We start from the raw sequence: 15783 nt of genomic DNA on the forward strand, positions 1-15783 counted from the left end.
TCAGGCGGCAGCCAATCCGCCGCGGGTGGGGAAGGTGACAGCTTGCGGCTTCGAAAGGCGTGACATACCGGGCTTCCTGATTATATGATAAAGGTGCTCCACTAAAACGGAGGCGCCTCCGTTTATTTACGTGGGGGCTGGCCGGGCATGGTTCAAGCCCCCATATCCCTGGTGGAGAAAAAAATTGGCTTTTGAGCCCGTCACAACCGTCGACCAAAAACCCGCCGCCGCCGACAAACCGCTGCGCGCGGATGCCCAGCGCAACCGCGACCGGCTGGCCGAGGTCGCGGCGGCCGTGTTTGCCGAGCGCGGCATCGATGCCTCGCTGGAGGAGATCGCGCGCCGCGCCGGCGTCGGCATCGGCACGCTCTACCGGCATTTCCCGACGCGCGAACATCTGGTCGAGGTGGTCTACCGCCGCGAGGCGGAGGCGCTATGCGCTGCGGCCGGCGAGCTTGCGGCAAAACATCCCTCCGATGTCGCTCTGGAAGAGTGGATGCGCCGCTTCGTCGACTATATCGCCACCAAGCGCGGCCTGGCGACCAGCCTGCGCATCCTGTTCACCACCAATTCGGGGCTGTTCTCCGACACGTCGGGTAGGGTTTCGCAGGCCTTGCGGCAACTGGTCGAGGCGGCGGTGGCCGACGGCACGATCCGCGGCGACGTCGATGCCTCCGACGTGCTGCATGCGCTCGGCGGCATCTATTCGGCACCCGACACGCCTGAGTGGCGCGACCGTTCGCGCCGGTTGGTGAAGCTGTTGATGGACGGCTTGCGGTTCGGGGCAGGGAAGGCCGGGTGAACGGGGATAATGGCCGCGCAACCGTAAGCGACAGGATGATTTGAGGGGCATTCAATGTATGTAGGCCGTTCCTACAAGGTGGTCGATTTCGCGCTGTGGTCGCGGCGCAGCGTGCTCTACATGGTGGTGGTGAGCGGGCTGGCCGTGGCGGCCTACCGCCTGCCGGGCATTGCCGGATTCTCGGTGCCATGGTCGGTGGTGCTGGTGCTCGGCACCACGGTATCGCTCGTCGCCGGCTTCAAGAATTCGCAGGTGCTCACCCGCAGCGGTGAGGCGCTGCAGGCTTTCACGCAGATCACCGCCAGCAGCCGGATGTGGTCCAATTTCTGCCGGGACTTCCTCGATGCGCCGACGGCTCGGCAGCTCATCTACCGCCACATCGCCTGGATGACGGCGCTGCGATACGCGCTGCGGCGGCCGATGCCGTGGGAATCGATGGGGAAGGCCGCCAATATCGAATACCGGCGGCGTTACCACATCCAGGAGGACGGGGGCTCGATCGCCGACGAATTGCGCCCGCTGCTGGGCGACCAGACCGTTGATGTCGTGAAATCGCCTCGTCCGGCGATAGCCTTGCTCGAATTGCAGTCGGTCCAGGTCAACGGGCTGCTCAAGGACGCCAAGGTTCCGGCGCAGGTCTATGTCGAACTGACGAAGCTGATCCGCGACTTCCACGACCAGCAGGCGCGCTGCGACCGCATCAAGAACAATCCCTATCCCCGGCAATACGCCATAGTCAGTTCCATGTTCGTCATGATCTTCTGCACGCTGCTGCCGTTCGGCGTGGTTCCGGTCTTCGCCGACATGGGCAAACTGGACGGAATGCTCGGCTCGATCGCCATCTGGCTGACGATTCCGTTCAGCACGCTGCTGGGCTGGGCCTACATGTCCCTCGACCAGGTCGGCGAGAGCAGCGCCAACCCTTTCGAGGGCAACGCCAACGATGTGCCGATCTCGCAAATCTGCCGCGACATCGAGATCGAGATGCGCGCCGGGCTCGGCGAGAGCGACCTTCCCAAGCCCTTGCTGCCGGTCAATGACATCGCGATGTGAGGCAGGAGCAGGCGCCTAGCGGCGGGAGATCACCCGCAGCCAGGGCGCCAGGTGGAAAGCGCTCATCAGCAGGTACATGGCGGGCATTCCGGTCAGGATTGGGCCGGCCAGCGGCGGGGCGCCCATGCATGGCATGGCGGTATCGCCGCCTTGAAGGCGGGAAAGCAGCGCCATCAGTGCGAAGGTGGGCGCTGCTGCCAGGCACAGCCAGTCGGCGATGCCACGAGGGGCGGCATTTTCGGCGCTGCCGATGCCGGAATGGATATCGCTCATGGTCTTATTCCCTTGGTGGATTGCGACCCGTCAGGACCTGGGTCCTCGGCCCTGCCGAAGGCGGGAGAGGAACCAGGCCGGACAGGCTTGCGCCGGTTACTGCTTGTCCTTGTCGCGGAAGGCGGCTTCGCCGGCGGCGGACACTTCGGCCCATTTCTTGTCGGCTCCGGCTTCGTAGTTGTCGTGCCAGTTCCACCAGCTGTAGAGCGGGGTCTGCGGGTAGCCTTCGGGCGAGTCTTCCCAGACCTCCTGGCGGCCGAGCGGTGTGACGTCGAGATAGCTCCAGACGGTGCCCAACGCCTCGTCGCCGCGGTTGTTGATGAAATAGGTGCGGAAGATGCGGTCGCCATCATGAATGAACACGTTGTGGCCGTGCCATTCGTCGACGCCGAAATCCTTGTCGAAGCTGTCGGTGATCGTGTACCAGGGCATCTCCCAGCCCATCCGTTTCTTCAGCCGCGCAATGTCGGCCTGCGGCGCGCGCGAGGCATAGGCAAGCGTGGTATTGCGGGCGTTGAGATGGGCGAGGTGGCCGACCTGGTCGGCGCCGAGCGAGCAGCCACGGCAGGCGTGCTCAGGCCAGCCATAGACGCCAGGCTCGAAGAAGGCGCGGTAGACGATCAACTGGCGGCGGCCTTCGAACAGGTCGAGCAGGCTCACCTTGCCGTCGGGGCCCTCAAAGACATAAGCCTTGTCCACTTCCGTCCATGGCATGCGCCGGCGTTCGGCCGACAGCGCGTCCCTGGCGCGCATCGTCGCCTTCTCCTTCACCAGCATCTTTTGGTGCGCGGCTTCCCAATCTTGCCGTGAAACGATCGGCGGGGTCTTCATCGTCATGGTCATTGGTCTTCTCCTTTGCCAGTCGTGGCGTCGTTGCGGTGTGGTGTTGCCTGGGCAGGTCGCGGTGCCGCAGGCGCGGCGGAATCCAAGAGATCCGGTCCGGCGCAGCAGGGGTGGCGCGCTGCGTGCTTGGCCGTATCGTTGGCCGTGTCGAGGTCGAGGTCGGTGGAAGCAGGCATCTTTTGTATCTCCCATGCGTGCCGTCATTGCCGACTCGCTGGGCCGACTTGCTGGTTGACGGTACTGACGTAAGTTAGGGCGGCTCGGTGCCGAGGTGGGAGTTACAAGTGTGACGGGATTTGAATGGACTCGCTAATCACCTCGGCGGCGCTGGCGCTGGCGGCCGGCGATCCGCTCGGCGCGCTCGACCGCGTCGCCCTGCGCGAGGACGCGCCGGCGCTGGCGCTGCGCGGCATCGCCATGGCGCAGCTCGGCGACTTCGATCGCGCCAAGCTCTTGTTGCGGCGGGCCGCGCGCGCCTTCAGCCCGAAAGAGGCCGTCGCGCGCGCCAGATGCGTCGTCGCCGAGGCCGAGATCGCGCTGGTCTCGCGTGATCTCGGTTGGCCGGCCAAGGCGCTCGACGCGGCCCGCACGGCGCTGGAAAAGCACGGCGACCGGTTGAACGCGGCGCATGCCGGCCACCTCAAGGTGCGCCGCCTGCTCCTGATCGGCCGCCTCGACGAGGCCGAGCATGTGCTGGCCGGGCTCGACCCGGCGCCGCTTCCGCCGGCGGCCAGGGCCGCGCACGAACTCGCCGTCGCCGGCATCGCCATGCGGCGCCTGCGGACCAGGCCGGCACGCGCGGCGCTGGAGTGGGCGCGACATGCCGCCCGCAAGGCCGGCATTCCCGGCCTCATCGCCGAGGTCGACAGCGCATGGCAGGCACTGGAGACACCCGCGGCGCGATTGATCGCGCAGGGCAGGGAGCAGCCGCTGCTGCTCGAAGAGGTCGAGGCGCTGCAGGGATCGCCGGCGCTGGTCGTCGATGCTTTCCGCTACGCCGTGCGGGTTGGGCGGACCACGGTTTCGCTGGCAAGCCGGCCTGTGCTGTTCGCCTTGGCGCGGACGCTCGCCGAAGCCTGGCCCGGGGACGTGTCGCGGGGCGACCTCGTGGCGCGGGCCTTCGGCGGTAGGCATGCCGATGAATCGCATCGCGCGCGCCTGCGCGTCGAGATCGGGCGGCTGCGCGCAGAGCTTCGCGCACTGGCCGGCATCAGCGCCACCAAGCATGGCTTCACGCTGGCGCCGCGCCAGGCGCGCGCGGTGATGGTGCTGGCGCGGCCGATCGAGGAGCGGCACGCGGCCGTGCTGGCCTTGCTGGCCGACGGCGAGGCCTGGTCGAGTTCGGCCCTGGCGCTTGCGCTTGGAACCGGCCAGCGCAGCGTGCAACGGGCGCTCGAGCCGCTTGCCGAGGCCGGTAAGGTCCAGTCCTTCGGCCATGGCCGGGCGCGCCGCTGGATGACGCCGCCGGTGGCGGGTTTCACGACCACCTTGTTACTCCCGGCGCCGCTGCCAAACGGCTAAGTGTGTTGATATTCAGGTGATGCCGGCCTGCAAAGGTCAGCGGGATGACGACCACACTAAAGGATCAAGACATGAAACATTCAGCGGCCGAAATTTTGAGGGAATACGGACCCTTTCCCGGTGCCAAGACGGTGGCCGGGGTGAGCTTTGACGGCAAGAACGTCTGGTTTGCCTCGGGCGACAGGCTGAACGCATTCGATCCGGAGAGCGGGCAGGCGTTGCGTTCGATCGATGTCGCGGCTCACGCCGGCACCGCCTATGACGGCCGGCATTTCTTCCAGCTCGCCAAGGACCGCATCCAGAAGATCGATCCCGACACGGGCGAGGTGCTTTCCACCATTCCGGCACCCGGCAATGGCGGCGATTCCGGTTTGACCTGGGCCGAAGGCACGCTGTGGGTCGGGCAGCACCGGGATCGCAAGATCCACCAGATCGATCCCGAGACCGGGGCGATCCTGCGCACCATCGAATCCAACCGTTTCGTCACCGGGGTGACCTGGGTCGAGGGCGAATTGTGGCACGCCACCTGGGAAGGCGACGAAAGCGATCTGCGCCGCGTCGACCCACGGACGGGCAAGGTCCTGGAGAAGTTCGACATGCCTGCCGGCATGGGCGTCTCGGGGCTGGAGTCCGATGGCGGCGACCGCCTCTTCTGCGGCAGCGGAAACGCCGGCGTGGTGCGGGCGGTGCGCCGGCCGAAATAGGGACCGCGAATTTTCCCTTGGCGACTGGCCGTTGCGCGATGTCGGGCCTAGATAGGCTGGACCATCCCCCCGCAAAAGGACCAGATCATGCCCGAACAGATCACGTTGAACGACGGCGCCGCCATCCCCGCACTTGGCCTTGGCGTGTGGCAGGTCGATCACGACATCACCGCGCAGGTAGTGGGCTGGGCGATCGAGGCCGGTTACCGGCTGATCGACACCGCGCAGGGTTATCAGAACGAGGAAGGGGTCGGCGAGGCGATCCGCGCCGCCGGCGTGCCGGCAAGCGAGCTGTTCATCACCTCGAAGCTGCGCAACGGTGCTCACCAGCGCGATGCGGCGCTTCGTGCCTTCGACGACACGATGCAGAAGCTCGGCGTCGAGCAGCTCGACCTGTTCCTGATCCATTGGCCGGTGCCGAGCCAGGACAAATATATCGAGGCGTGGAAGACGCTTGTCGAACTGAAGCAGGCCGGCCGCATTAAGTCGATCGGCGTCTCGAATTTCAATCCTGATCATCTGGAACGCATCATCGGGGAGACGGGCGTGACACCGGTCGTCAATCAGGTCGAGTTGCATCCGCGCTTCCAGCAGCGCGCGCTCAGGGAGTTTCACGCCCGGCACGACATTCATACGGAAAGCTGGAGTCCGTTGGGCAGCGGCCGCCTGCTGAGCGATCCGACCATATCAGGCATTGCCCGCAAACACGGCAAGTCCGCCGCGCAGACGATGATCCGCTGGCATCTCCAGCAAGGGCTGATCGTCATCCCGAAATCGGTCCGCCAGGACCGTATCGCGGCCAATTTCGACGTCTTCGATTTCGAACTGGACGCGCAGGACTTGGAGACGATCGGCGGCATGGATGCGGCCGACGGCCGCAACGGGCCGAATCCGGCGACGGCTTCCTTTTTGTTCTGAGTGTGCGAAGTTGCCGATCTCCCCCCTCGTGGGGGAGATGCCCGGCAGGGCAGAGGGGGGCACTGTCCCGCCGGCCTCTCAGTCCGTACCACCCAAACCCGCCACGATGACAATATGCTGGCAGACATTGTCGATGTCGCGGATGACATCGTCATTCCAAAACCGGAGCACGGTCCAGCCGTCCTGTTCCAGCCGCGTCGTCCTGAAGGTGTCGGCCGCTGCAAGCTCTGCGTCGCCGTGCTGCGATCCATCGAGTTCGACGACGAGCTTCTTCTGCGGGCACGCAAAGTCGGCGATATAGCCGGCAATAGGAAATTGTCTTCGAAAGCCAAGCCCCATCAGCCGATGCGCGCGAAGTTCATTCCAGAGCTTTAACTCCGCGTCGGTCATGACCTTGCGCATCGATCGAGCGTTTGCGCGGTTTTGTGGGGGCAATGGCGTATGCGGCATGGCAGCTTCGATTGTGATTGAGGTTGGCGCTCTACGGCGCCCCCCTCTGTCCTGCCGGACATCTCCCCCACGAGGGGGGAGATCGGCGGCTTCGCCCTCGGCGCGTTAAATCCCCGACCCATCCAGCTGTTGCGCGTCGTCGCCTTCCCATGGCGCCGGCATCGAGGCGCCCCGGCTGAGATTGGCCGAGGGCATCGGCATCCAGCACTTCAGCTCCGGCTCGGCGTATTCGACGACGCGGCCGGGCGAGGAATCGGAGGCGCGCCAGCCTTCCTCACCGAACTGATCGGCGCGTGACCAGTAGGCGAGGTCGACTTCCGCTGGCCCCTGTTCGGACGGGCGGACCGTAACGAGTATCCGGCTGCCGTCTTTTGGCGCGCTGGACATGTGGCGCCAGCGGTCGGGCTCATCCATCGTTTTTCCTCCTGCCTTGCTGTGGGATGAAGTGTCGCCTCGCCATCGGAGGCGGTCAACCCAAACTTTGCACGACCCATCCTGTTTCGATGGGCTGCTCGTTCCGCCGGTCCGCGGGAAATGTAAGATTTGTAGGATTGCACCAGCCGTCTTCGTCCTTGATCTGGCGATGGTCGCCGGAACAAGGAGAGGCACTCATGAGTGACAAGGTCGAGCCGACGCCGGCTGGGGTGGAAACAAAACTGTACTTCAGCCGCAACCCCAATCCGCGCCTGGGGGTCGCGGTGGCGCGTCATCTCGGGGCGAAAGTGACCTTCGAATTCGCGTCGCCGTTCGCGCCGGGGCAAGCGGAGCGATTCCGGCCGCTCAATCCCAACCTTTCCCTCCCCATACTGGCGTGGCCGGGCGGCAGCCTTTGGGAGGCCGACGCCATAGCCTGCCGGTTGTCGCGCGACATGGGTTCGGATTTTTGGCGCACCGGCGAGGATGAGCCCGACATGATCCGCTGGCTGAGCTGGGGCAAGGAGAATTTCGTGCGGGCCTGCGACATGGTGCATTTCGAGCGCGGCACCAAGCAGCGCTATCACATCGGGCCGATCGATCGGGAAAAAGTCGCGGAGGGACTTGCAGAATTCCCCAAGGCCGCCGCGATCCTGGAGGCGGTGCTTGTCGACCAGCCATGGCTGGTCGGCAATTCAGTCTCCTATGCCGACTTCCGCATGGCGACGTTCTTGCCGTTCAACGACGTCGCTGGGCTGCCGCTTGGTGATTATCCCGCGCTCACCCGCTGGTACGGGCGGCTTGAAGCCATCGACGCGTGGCGTGATCCCTTCGAGGGTCTGGAAGCGCCGCGATTGCCGCCAGTCCCAGGACAGATCGAGCCGCATGAGGCGGCACCGAGGCTGTAACCGAAAGGGGTGGCGACCGGCGTATACGTTTGGAGAGAAACTTGAAGACGCCGGCCGCCATTTGGGGGCGTTGGGTGCATCACGTTGGGGCACGATGCAGGGTCAGGTTAGGCGGATGCCTGGTGTCCGCAATCGGAACACCGGCCCATGGTGAACAAATGGTTACTATCCACAGGTCAGGGCTGTAAACGGCAGGCGGCCCGCCGGCTTCGGCCGTCCATCGCGGCCACGTCGTCGTTGTCTCGGCTGTGCGCAACGCGAATCGCCGGCCATGCCACGCTCGACGGGCCGCGATCGGGTTGATAAGCCCGTCTGCGAAGGAGTTGATGAGTCTGGCATGACCGTTGCGATCGAGATGGGACACACGACGGCGGGCGACCCGGCGATGCTCGATCTCGAGGAATTGCTGGCGACCCGCCTTCTGGTGCAGGGCAATTCGGGCTCCGGCAAGTCGCATTTGTTGCGGCGGCTCCTGGAGCAGAGCGCTCCTTGGGTGCAGCAGACCATCATCGACCCCGAAGGCGACTTCGTTACGCTGGGGGAACGCTACGGCCATCTGGTCATAGATGCCGAGGAGCATACCGAGCGCGGGCTGCAGGCGGCCGGCGAGCGGGCGCGTATCCATCGCGTCTCGACCGTGCTCAACCTGGAAGGGCTCGATGCCGAGAACCAGATGCGGCGGGCCGCCGCCTTTCTCGGCGGGCTGTTCGAGGTCGCGCGCGACCACTGGTACCCGATGCTGGTGGTGATCGACGAGGCGCAGCTTTTCGCGCCGGCGGTGGCCGGCGAGGTGTCGGACGAGGCGCGCAAACTCTCGCTCGGCGCCATGACCAATCTGATGTGTCGTGGCCGCAAGCGGGGGCTGGCTGGCATCATCGCCACGCAGCGGCTGGCCAAGCTCGCCAAGAACGTCGCGGCGGAAGCCTCCAACTTCCTCATGGGCCGCACCTTCCTCGATATCGACATGGCGCGCGCCGCCGATCTCCTGGGCATGGAGCGGCGGCAGGCGGAAGCCTTTCGCGATCTGGAGCGCGGGCAGTTCATGGCGCTGGGGCCGGCGCTGTCGCGGCGGCCGCTCGGCCTGCGCATCGGCCCGACCGACACCAGCCCGCGCAACGGCACCCCCAGGCTGATGCCGCTGCCCGAGGCGGGGCTCGAGGATGCCCGCGCCATCATCCTGGCCGCCCCGCCGCCGGAGACGATGCGCGCGCCACGCCGGGTGGCGTCGCCGGACCTGCTGGAGCAGCTGATGGCGGCGAAATCGGCGCCGCGCGACATCCGCCCCGAACCGGCGGAACCGCAAATCAGCGACGAGGATCTGGCGGAGCGGCGCGAGCGGGTGGACCGCGTGCTGCGCGCTATTCTGGCACAACCTGACGCAGGCTTCCGCGTGATCGGCGTGCTCTACCAGGAGTTCGTCGTACGCTGCCGCATCGAGGGTCTCGCCTCGGTCGTGCCTGATCTGCCCGCATTCCGCCGCATGTTGACGCGCGCCCGTGCCGGGCTGGGGTCTGAAACTAGCGAGGACGATGTGTGGCGCGACGTCTCGGTGCGCGCCTCGCTGCTGCCGGAGGACATGCAGGGCGTGTTCATGATGATCGCGCGCGCGGCGAAGGAGGGCTGGCCGTGCCCGAGCGATGGCGCGATCGCCCGCGCCTATGGCTCGCATTCCATGCGCCGGGCCCGGCGGCTGCTCACCTATATCGAGGAGCAGGGTCTCATCGTCTGCCAGCTCGACGGCGCCGGCCGGCGCACCGTGACGCTGGTCGAACTCGCCTGGGCAACGGCGCCGGGCGACCCCAACGCCGAGGAGGCGGAGCAGGGGAGCCTGGCCCTGTGAGAGAGCTATGAAGTTTTCAACCTCGGGCCGTCAGGTAGGCATCCTGGCAAGACCGGCCGGTCGCTTATCTGTTTCCGGTGAGGGTCAGCCGTGCGAGGACGCTTTACTGGATGGTGATAACGCCCTCGATGGCTCGCCATTCCGATGGGGTGATCAGCCGGTGGTGGGCGACGCGGACGGAGTGAAGCGGTCCCTCGAGTTCGCGCTCCCAATAGGAGAGGAACCCCTTGAGTTCGGGGAACTCCGGCGCTAGGTCGTAGTCCTGCCAGACATAAAGCTGCAGCAGGCTCGGATGGTCGGGCAGATGATAATGAATCTGAGCCGTGGTCAGGCCATAGCCTTCCATCTGGAGGCGGAACTCCTTGCTGACATTTTCAACCATTCATGTCTCCTTTCGGCGGCCGTCTTCAACCAACTCCCTGAGCGGGCGAGCGGTTCCGGCGCCCGCGATTGCGCCGGCCGCGGATATTTTGTTGAACCGCGGCGGAGCTTCAAGCGGCAGCTCCCGGCGCGAGGCAGAATACCCACACGATAACAGCCGGTTGGCACTCTCTCAGGGTGAGTGCTAAAATTTTTTGGCCGACCTCTTGAAACCCAAAAATGGCAAGACTAGCTCGATATGCGCGCGCGATGCCTGACAAAGGGTCGCCGCACCCCGCACCGGTCCAATTGCCGGTCCGGTGCGGAGGAACCTCAAACCTGTTTGTCCCAAGAGGAGAACGACATGGCGTTCCGTCCATTGCATGACCGTATCCTGGTCCGCCGCATCGAGGCCGAGGAAAAGACCTCCGGCGGCATTATCATTCCCGATACCGCCAAGGAAAAACCGCAGGAGGGCGAAGTCATCGCCGTCGGTCCCGGCGCGCGTGATGACAGCGGCAAGCTGACTGAACTGGATGTCAGGGTCGGTGACCGTATCCTGTTCGGCAAATGGTCCGGCACCGAGATCAAGCTCAATGGCGAGGATTTGCTCATCATGAAGGAAAGCGACGTGATGGGCGTGATCGAACAGACCGCGCAAGTGAAGAAGGCCGCCTGACGGGTTCTTCGAAAATCCACCAGTCAACGAATGCTGCCTAGATAGAGGAGTGATCCAATGGCTGCCAAAGAAGTAAAATTCCATACCGAAGCGCGCGAGAAGATGTTGCGCGGCGTCGATATCCTGGCCAATGCGGTGAAGGTGACGCTCGGCCCCAAGGGGCGCAACGTCGTCATCGACAAGGCTTATGGCGCCCCGCGCATTACCAAGGATGGCGTCACCGTCGCCAAGGAAATCGAGCTCGAGGACAAATTCGAGAACATGGGCGCGCAGATGGTGCGCGAAGTCGCCTCCAAGACCAGTGACATTGCCGGCGACGGCACCACGACCGCGACCGTTCTGGCTCAGGCGATCGTCAAGGAAGGCGCCAAAGCCGTTGCCTCGGGCATGAACCCGATGGACCTGAAGCGCGGCATCGACAAGGCGGTGGAGGCTGTCGTGGCCGAGTTGAAGGCCAACGCCCGCAAGGTGACCCACAACGACGAGATCGCACAGGTCGGCACGATCTCCGCCAATGGCGACGCCGAGATCGGCCGCTTCCTCGCCGAGGCGATGGAAAAGGTCGGCAATGAAGGTGTCATCACCGTGGAGGAAGCCAAGACCGCCGAGACCGAACTCGAAATCGTCGAGGGCATGCAGTTCGACCGCGGCTATCTCTCGCCCTATTTCGTCACCAACCAGGACAAGATGCGCGTCGAACTCGAAGAGCCCTACGTGCTGATCCATGAAAAGAAGCTCTCCAACCTGCAGGCGCTGCTTCCGGTGCTGGAAGCGGTGGTGCAGTCGGGCAAGCCGCTGCTGATCATCGCCGAGGATGTCGAGGGCGAGGCGCTGGCGACGCTGGTCGTCAACAAGCTGCGCGGAGGCCTCAAGGTCGCGGCCGTCAAGGCGCCGGGCTTCGGCGATCGCCGCAAGGCCATGCTGGAGGATATCGCCATCCTCACCGGCGGCACGGCGATTTCGGAAGATCTCGGCATCAAGCTCGAGAATGTGACGCTGGAGATGCTGGGCCGCGCCAAGAAGGTGGTGATCGAAAAGGAAAACACCACCATCGTCGACGGCGTCGGGCGCAAGGAAGAGATCCAGAGCCGCGTCGCGCAAATCAAGGCCCAGATCGAGGAGACCACCTCCGACTATGACCGCGAGAAGCTGCAGGAGCGGCTGGCCAAGCTCGCCGGCGGTGTCGCGGTGATCCGCGTCGGGGGCTCGACCGAGGTCGAGGTCAAGGAGCGCAAGGACCGCGTCGACGATGCCCTGCACGCGACCCGCGCGGCTGTCGAGGAAGGCGTGCTGCCCGGTGGCGGCGTCGCGCTGCTTCGGGCCAGCAAGGTGCTCGATGCTGTCCAGACGGACAATGCCGACCAGAAGACCGGCGTCGAGATCGTGCGCCGCGCCATCGAGACGCCCGTTCGCCAGATTGCCGAAAATGCTGGCGCGGAGGGCTCGATCATCGTCGGCAAGCTGCGCGAGAAGAGCGAATTCGGCTGGGGCTGGAATGCCCAGACCAACGAGTTCGGCGATCTCTATGGCCAGGGCGTGATCGATCCGGCCAAGGTGGTGCGCACGGCGTTGCAGGATGCCGCGTCGGTCGCCGGCCTTCTGGTGACCACCGAGGCAATGGTGGCCGAGAAGCCGAAGAAGGAAGCCGCCGCTCCGGCGATGCCCGCCGGCGCCGGGATGGACTTCTGAGGTCCCGGTCAGTCCGCCCGCTCCCTCGACAGGGAGCGGGCATCAGTTGAGGGAGAGAGACATGGATGCAATGGCTGGCCTTGGGCCCGTGCCCGCGCCGACACATCAGGCAAAGGAGTTCCTGGCCTATGAAACCGAATGCCGCAGCGTGCTGAAGCCGCTGCTGGCGGGACTGCTCGACATGGCCGAAGCCGCCGGCTGGAAGCGGCGCACCGCTGCCGCGACCCTGATGTTCCTGGCGGCGAAACAGGTGTCGGAGGAGTCCGAGACATCGGCTAGCGGCTGAACGCCAAAAGGCGGCCAATCACCCTGTCCGCGGCGGGCCGCGCTTTCCGGTATTCGGTCCGCCGCGGGGCCTGCACAATCGAAAGGAGGCACAAGCCATGAATCGCGGGCAGTTTGAAGAACCGGTCACCCTTCTGGTCGGAATGGGCTTTCCGAGGAAGATCGAAAGCGTGATGGAAGCCTATGTGCTGTTGCAGGACTGGCCCGCCGTCAGCCGCAACGGCGCCCATGCCATCGCTCTCAATGCCTGCAAGGCGGGCATCGCCGGCGAGATCGACCCGGAGACGGTGCGGGCGACGCTGGTCACCTTCGCACGCCGCAACGACATATTGCTGCCGGATGCGGTTTCGCCGGCCGCGGCGATGGGCAATCAGATGCATGCGGGGTGAGGCGGCGGGTCCGTCCGATGTGCGGCGATCGGTTCCCGGCTTCGCGGGCGCAGAGCCTGCCGGGAACCAAGCGACGGCCACGCAGGTTGATCAGCGTTGGGTTCCCCGAGGCGAGGCGACGTCATGAGCATCCTGCAAAGCATCAAGAAAGCAGCCGAACAGGTGACCGGTGCCGCAAGACCGGACAGGCAACACGCGGCCGATCTCGTCAGGCCACGAAAATCGAACGAGTTCAGGTTTGGGGATGATGGCCTGGTGCCCAACCATCCGTCCTGGCCGCTGGTGGTTTATCGCGGTGCCGTCACGCTGCCGGAGGACTTCGATCCCGCGGCCGTCATGGAGGAGCTTTTCTCGGCCAATGGCTGGGGGGACAGCTGGCGCAACGGCATCTACGACTATGTCCACTACCATTCGCGCATCCACGAAGTGCTGGGCGTGGCGCGCGGTACGGCGAAAGTCCGGTTCGGCGGCAAGAACGGACGAACGCTGGCGCTGAAGGCCGGCGATGTCGCGGTTCTGCCAGCCGGCACCGGGCATCAGCGCATCTCCGCCTCAGACGACTTTCTCGTGGTTGGCGCCTATCCGCCATCCGGCACCTATGACGAATGCACGACCGCCGCCGACCACGCCAAGGCAGTGGCGACGATCCCCAGGGTCGGCCGGCCGCGCAAGGACCCGGTCTATGGAAGCAAAGGCCCGCTGCTGGCGGCGTGGAAGAAAGACTGAATTCGCCAAAGGCAGGAGAGCAAACTCATTGGCGCAAGCCCTGCCTCGGCACGAGCGCCCGAGCAGTCGACGCAATAGTCATCACGTCGGTGGAACGCTCTCAAACGCCCGCGATCGCCAGAAGCCAAGCCAGGATATCGAGCAACAGAAGGACCAGCGCAAACTGCAACGCCACCCGGAGCCGCTGGATAATCCGCCAGTTGCTGGCCATGTCCGCCTTGATGCGGAGGGCCAGTGCGCGGTGCAAGGCCGACATCGTCGCCGGCTTGTCGCCATCGACATACTGATGGAGCAGCTCTTCTGGATCGAAGCGGAATGTGTATTGATGGTAGGGCCAAAGCATGAAGACGATCAGCCCGCCGATGCTGAACAGCAGGGTTACGGCGGTCCAGTCCCAAACTCCAAGCCCGTTGGCAAGGGCCGCGCCGCCCAGCAACGAGTTTGCGAATGCGGTGGCGAAGATAAGGCTACCGGCACGGGTGCTCATGTTCTCGACAACGGTCTGCTGATGCGTGAGACCTCTCACCGCCTCCTGATAAATAAACGCAAGACGAGGATCGTCGTCGTCAAGACCGCCTGCGACAGGTCTGTTGCTTTCTCCTCCACGCGGACGTGTGGCCATTAAGGGTGCCTCTCTGGCAGGGCAGGGATACGTTAGCTTACCTCTAAACCTTGGCCGCAAAAACATGTTCGCTGTGGACCATCGCACTTCGAGAAGCTTCGCGACGGGTTCAGCGCTTCCGCCTACCGCTCCTCGATAATCCGCAGATACGCCGCCGTCACGAACAGCACGATCAGCCCAAACAAGATCCGCCTCGCACCTTCCGGCATTTGCAAGATGGTGAGCAGCGTGGTCAGCACGGTGAGGATCAGCGCGCCGATGATGGTGCCGGTGTAGCCGCCGCGGCCGCCGAAGATCGAGGTGCCGCCGATGACGGCCGCCGCCACCGAAGGCAGCACCAGCGGCTCGGCGAGCGAGAGCGAAGGGGCCTTGATCAGGCCGATATAGAGCAGGCCGGTGATGCCGGCGAGCATGCTGGAGGAGATGTAGAGCGCTGTTATGACCTGCCAGTACTGGACGCCGGAGAGGCGGGTCGCGCGCTCATTGTCGCCCACGGCGTAGAGCAGGCGGCCGAAACCGGTGCGGGCGAGCGTGAAGACGATGAGGGCGGCCAGCGGCACGAACAGCAGCAGGGCGTTTGGAAAGCCGGAGGTGACGCCGGTGCCGAGCCAGGCGAGGAAGTCGGGGACCTTGGCGCCCGACGCGATCACCGTGCGCTGATAGACCTGCAGGCAGCCGGTGCCGATCAGGCTGGTGCCCAGCGTCATGATCAGCGGGTGGACGCGGAACACGCCGACGCCGATGCCGTTGATGAGGCCGATCAGCACCGCCGGCATCATCGCCAGCAGGAACGCCACCGCCGGGTCCTGGTTCACCACTTGCGTCGCCATGATGAAGGCGCTCATCGTCGCCACCGTGCCGACCGAAAGGTCGATGCCGCCGGTCAGCATGGTCATGGTCTGGCAGCCGGCGAGGATCGCCAGCGGTATGGCGAATTTGATCGTGTTGGCGATCCAGCGCTCGTTGACGATGCCGGGGCGCAGGATCTGCAGGATCACCACCAGGATGACCAGCAGGATGATCAGCGGGATGAGCGGCCGGTCGGCCATGAAACGCTTCAGGCGGCGGCCGAAGGAAACGGGCGTGATCGCGGTGCTGCTCATGGCGCGGCTCCTGCTCGCGATGGGGTGGGATAGGTGGTGCACGCGACGCATTTCTCCCTTCTCCCCTTGTGGGAGAAGGTGGATCGGCGCGCAGCGCCGAGACGGATGAGGGGTGTGTGACGGAATGAGGCGTTTGCGTTCCCTGGAACACCCCTCATCCGACCTCGCTTCGCGAGGCCACCTTCTCCCACAAGGGGAGAAGGA

General features: G+C 65.0%; 19 protein-coding genes. 12 read left to right on the forward strand and 7 right to left on the reverse strand.

What is annotated here, in order from left to right; all coding sequences use genetic code 11:
* Positions 1–184: 184 nt before the first annotated feature.
* Complete coding sequence (locus M653_RS0128280; RefSeq protein WP_027146338.1) at positions 185–802, forward strand: TetR/AcrR family transcriptional regulator; 618 nt, start codon at positions 185–187, stop codon at positions 800–802.
* A 54-nt stretch (positions 803–856) separates the two neighbouring features.
* Positions 857–1855 carry a bestrophin family ion channel gene (locus M653_RS0128285; RefSeq protein ID WP_027146339.1) on the forward strand — a complete coding sequence of 333 codons (999 nt, stop codon included), beginning with the start codon at positions 857–859 and terminating at the stop codon, positions 1853–1855.
* Between the two features lie 15 nt (positions 1856–1870).
* Here the strand turns inward: M653_RS0128285 and M653_RS0128290 are convergent, their stop codons facing one another.
* Both M653_RS0128290 and M653_RS0128295 read right to left on the reverse strand, forming a co-directional pair.
* Positions 1871–2128: a hypothetical protein gene (locus M653_RS0128290; RefSeq protein ID WP_027146340.1), complete on the reverse strand. Its 258-nt coding sequence runs from the start codon at positions 2126–2128 to the stop codon at positions 1871–1873.
* Positions 2129–2224: 96 nt separating this feature from the next.
* Complete coding sequence (locus tag M653_RS0128295) at positions 2225–2971, reverse strand: thioredoxin family protein (RefSeq protein WP_027146341.1); 747 nt, start codon at positions 2969–2971, stop codon at positions 2225–2227.
* A 300-nt stretch (positions 2972–3271) separates the two neighbouring features.
* Here M653_RS0128295 and M653_RS0128300 point away from each other — a divergent pair, with 300 nt between their 5' ends.
* The 3 genes from M653_RS0128300 (at position 3272) to M653_RS0128310 (ending at position 6114) form a co-directional block, all read left to right on the forward strand.
* Complete coding sequence (locus tag M653_RS0128300; protein ID WP_027146342.1) at positions 3272–4492, forward strand: hypothetical protein; 1221 nt, start codon at positions 3272–3274, stop codon at positions 4490–4492.
* 71 nt (positions 4493–4563) lie between these two features.
* Positions 4564–5196 carry a PQQ-binding-like beta-propeller repeat protein gene (locus M653_RS0128305; RefSeq protein WP_027146343.1) on the forward strand — a complete coding sequence of 211 codons (633 nt, stop codon included), beginning with the start codon at positions 4564–4566 and terminating at the stop codon, positions 5194–5196.
* A gap of 87 nt (positions 5197–5283) precedes the next feature.
* Positions 5284–6114 carry an aldo/keto reductase gene (locus M653_RS0128310; RefSeq protein WP_027146344.1) on the forward strand — a complete coding sequence of 277 codons (831 nt, stop codon included), beginning with the start codon at positions 5284–5286 and terminating at the stop codon, positions 6112–6114.
* Positions 6115–6192: 78 nt separating this feature from the next.
* Here M653_RS0128310 and M653_RS0128315 read toward each other — a convergent pair whose 3' ends face one another.
* Positions 6193–6516: an endonuclease domain-containing protein gene (locus M653_RS0128315; protein ID WP_027146345.1), complete on the reverse strand. Its 324-nt coding sequence runs from the start codon at positions 6514–6516 to the stop codon at positions 6193–6195.
* A gap of 153 nt (positions 6517–6669) precedes the next feature.
* A complete protein-coding gene (locus M653_RS0128320) occupies positions 6670–6978 on the reverse strand; it encodes a hypothetical protein (protein ID WP_027146346.1) in 309 nt (102 codons plus the stop codon).
* 197 nt (positions 6979–7175) lie between these two features.
* Here M653_RS0128320 and M653_RS0128325 point away from each other — a divergent pair, with 197 nt between their 5' ends.
* Both M653_RS0128325 and M653_RS0128330 read left to right on the forward strand, forming a co-directional pair.
* Positions 7176–7886, forward strand: a complete 711-nt coding sequence (locus M653_RS0128325; RefSeq protein WP_051442855.1) for a glutathione S-transferase family protein — start codon at positions 7176–7178, stop codon at positions 7884–7886.
* A gap of 337 nt (positions 7887–8223) precedes the next feature.
* Positions 8224–9726 carry an ATP-binding protein gene (locus M653_RS0128330; protein WP_027146348.1) on the forward strand — a complete coding sequence of 501 codons (1503 nt, stop codon included), beginning with the start codon at positions 8224–8226 and terminating at the stop codon, positions 9724–9726.
* Between the two features lie 103 nt (positions 9727–9829).
* Here M653_RS0128330 and M653_RS0128335 read toward each other — a convergent pair whose 3' ends face one another.
* Positions 9830–10108: an usg protein gene (locus M653_RS0128335; protein ID WP_027146349.1), complete on the reverse strand. Its 279-nt coding sequence runs from the start codon at positions 10106–10108 to the stop codon at positions 9830–9832.
* A 342-nt stretch (positions 10109–10450) separates the two neighbouring features.
* Here M653_RS0128335 and M653_RS0128340 point away from each other — a divergent pair, with 342 nt between their 5' ends.
* The 5 genes from M653_RS0128340 (at position 10451) to M653_RS0128360 (ending at position 13854) form a co-directional block, all read left to right on the forward strand.
* The gene (locus M653_RS0128340) at positions 10451–10765 is read left to right on the forward strand and encodes a co-chaperone GroES (protein WP_015316962.1); all 315 of its coding nucleotides are present in this window, start codon (positions 10451–10453) and stop codon (positions 10763–10765) included.
* Positions 10766–10822: 57 nt separating this feature from the next.
* Positions 10823–12454 (forward strand): chaperonin GroEL, encoded by a 1632-nt coding sequence (gene groL / locus M653_RS0128345; protein WP_027146350.1) that lies wholly within the window; start codon positions 10823–10825, stop codon positions 12452–12454.
* Between the two features lie 61 nt (positions 12455–12515).
* Positions 12516–12740 carry a hypothetical protein gene (locus M653_RS0128350; RefSeq protein WP_027146351.1) on the forward strand — a complete coding sequence of 75 codons (225 nt, stop codon included), beginning with the start codon at positions 12516–12518 and terminating at the stop codon, positions 12738–12740.
* Between the two features lie 97 nt (positions 12741–12837).
* Complete coding sequence (locus M653_RS0128355) at positions 12838–13128, forward strand: DUF982 domain-containing protein (protein WP_027146352.1); 291 nt, start codon at positions 12838–12840, stop codon at positions 13126–13128.
* Between the two features lie 123 nt (positions 13129–13251).
* Positions 13252–13854 carry a cupin domain-containing protein gene (locus M653_RS0128360; RefSeq protein WP_027146353.1) on the forward strand — a complete coding sequence of 201 codons (603 nt, stop codon included), beginning with the start codon at positions 13252–13254 and terminating at the stop codon, positions 13852–13854.
* 100 nt (positions 13855–13954) lie between these two features.
* Here M653_RS0128360 and M653_RS0128365 read toward each other — a convergent pair whose 3' ends face one another.
* Positions 13955–14476 (reverse strand): hypothetical protein, encoded by a 522-nt coding sequence (locus M653_RS0128365; RefSeq protein WP_027146354.1) that lies wholly within the window; start codon positions 14474–14476, stop codon positions 13955–13957.
* 122 nt (positions 14477–14598) lie between these two features.
* Positions 14599–15579 carry an ABC transporter permease gene (locus tag M653_RS0128370; protein WP_027146355.1) on the reverse strand — a complete coding sequence of 327 codons (981 nt, stop codon included), beginning with the start codon at positions 15577–15579 and terminating at the stop codon, positions 14599–14601.
* Between the last annotated feature and the right edge of the window lie 204 nt (positions 15580–15783).

The sequence above is a fragment of the Mesorhizobium sp. WSM3626 genome, from assembly GCF_000513935.1.
Lineage (GTDB): Bacteria > Pseudomonadota > Alphaproteobacteria > Rhizobiales > Rhizobiaceae > Mesorhizobium > Mesorhizobium salmacidum.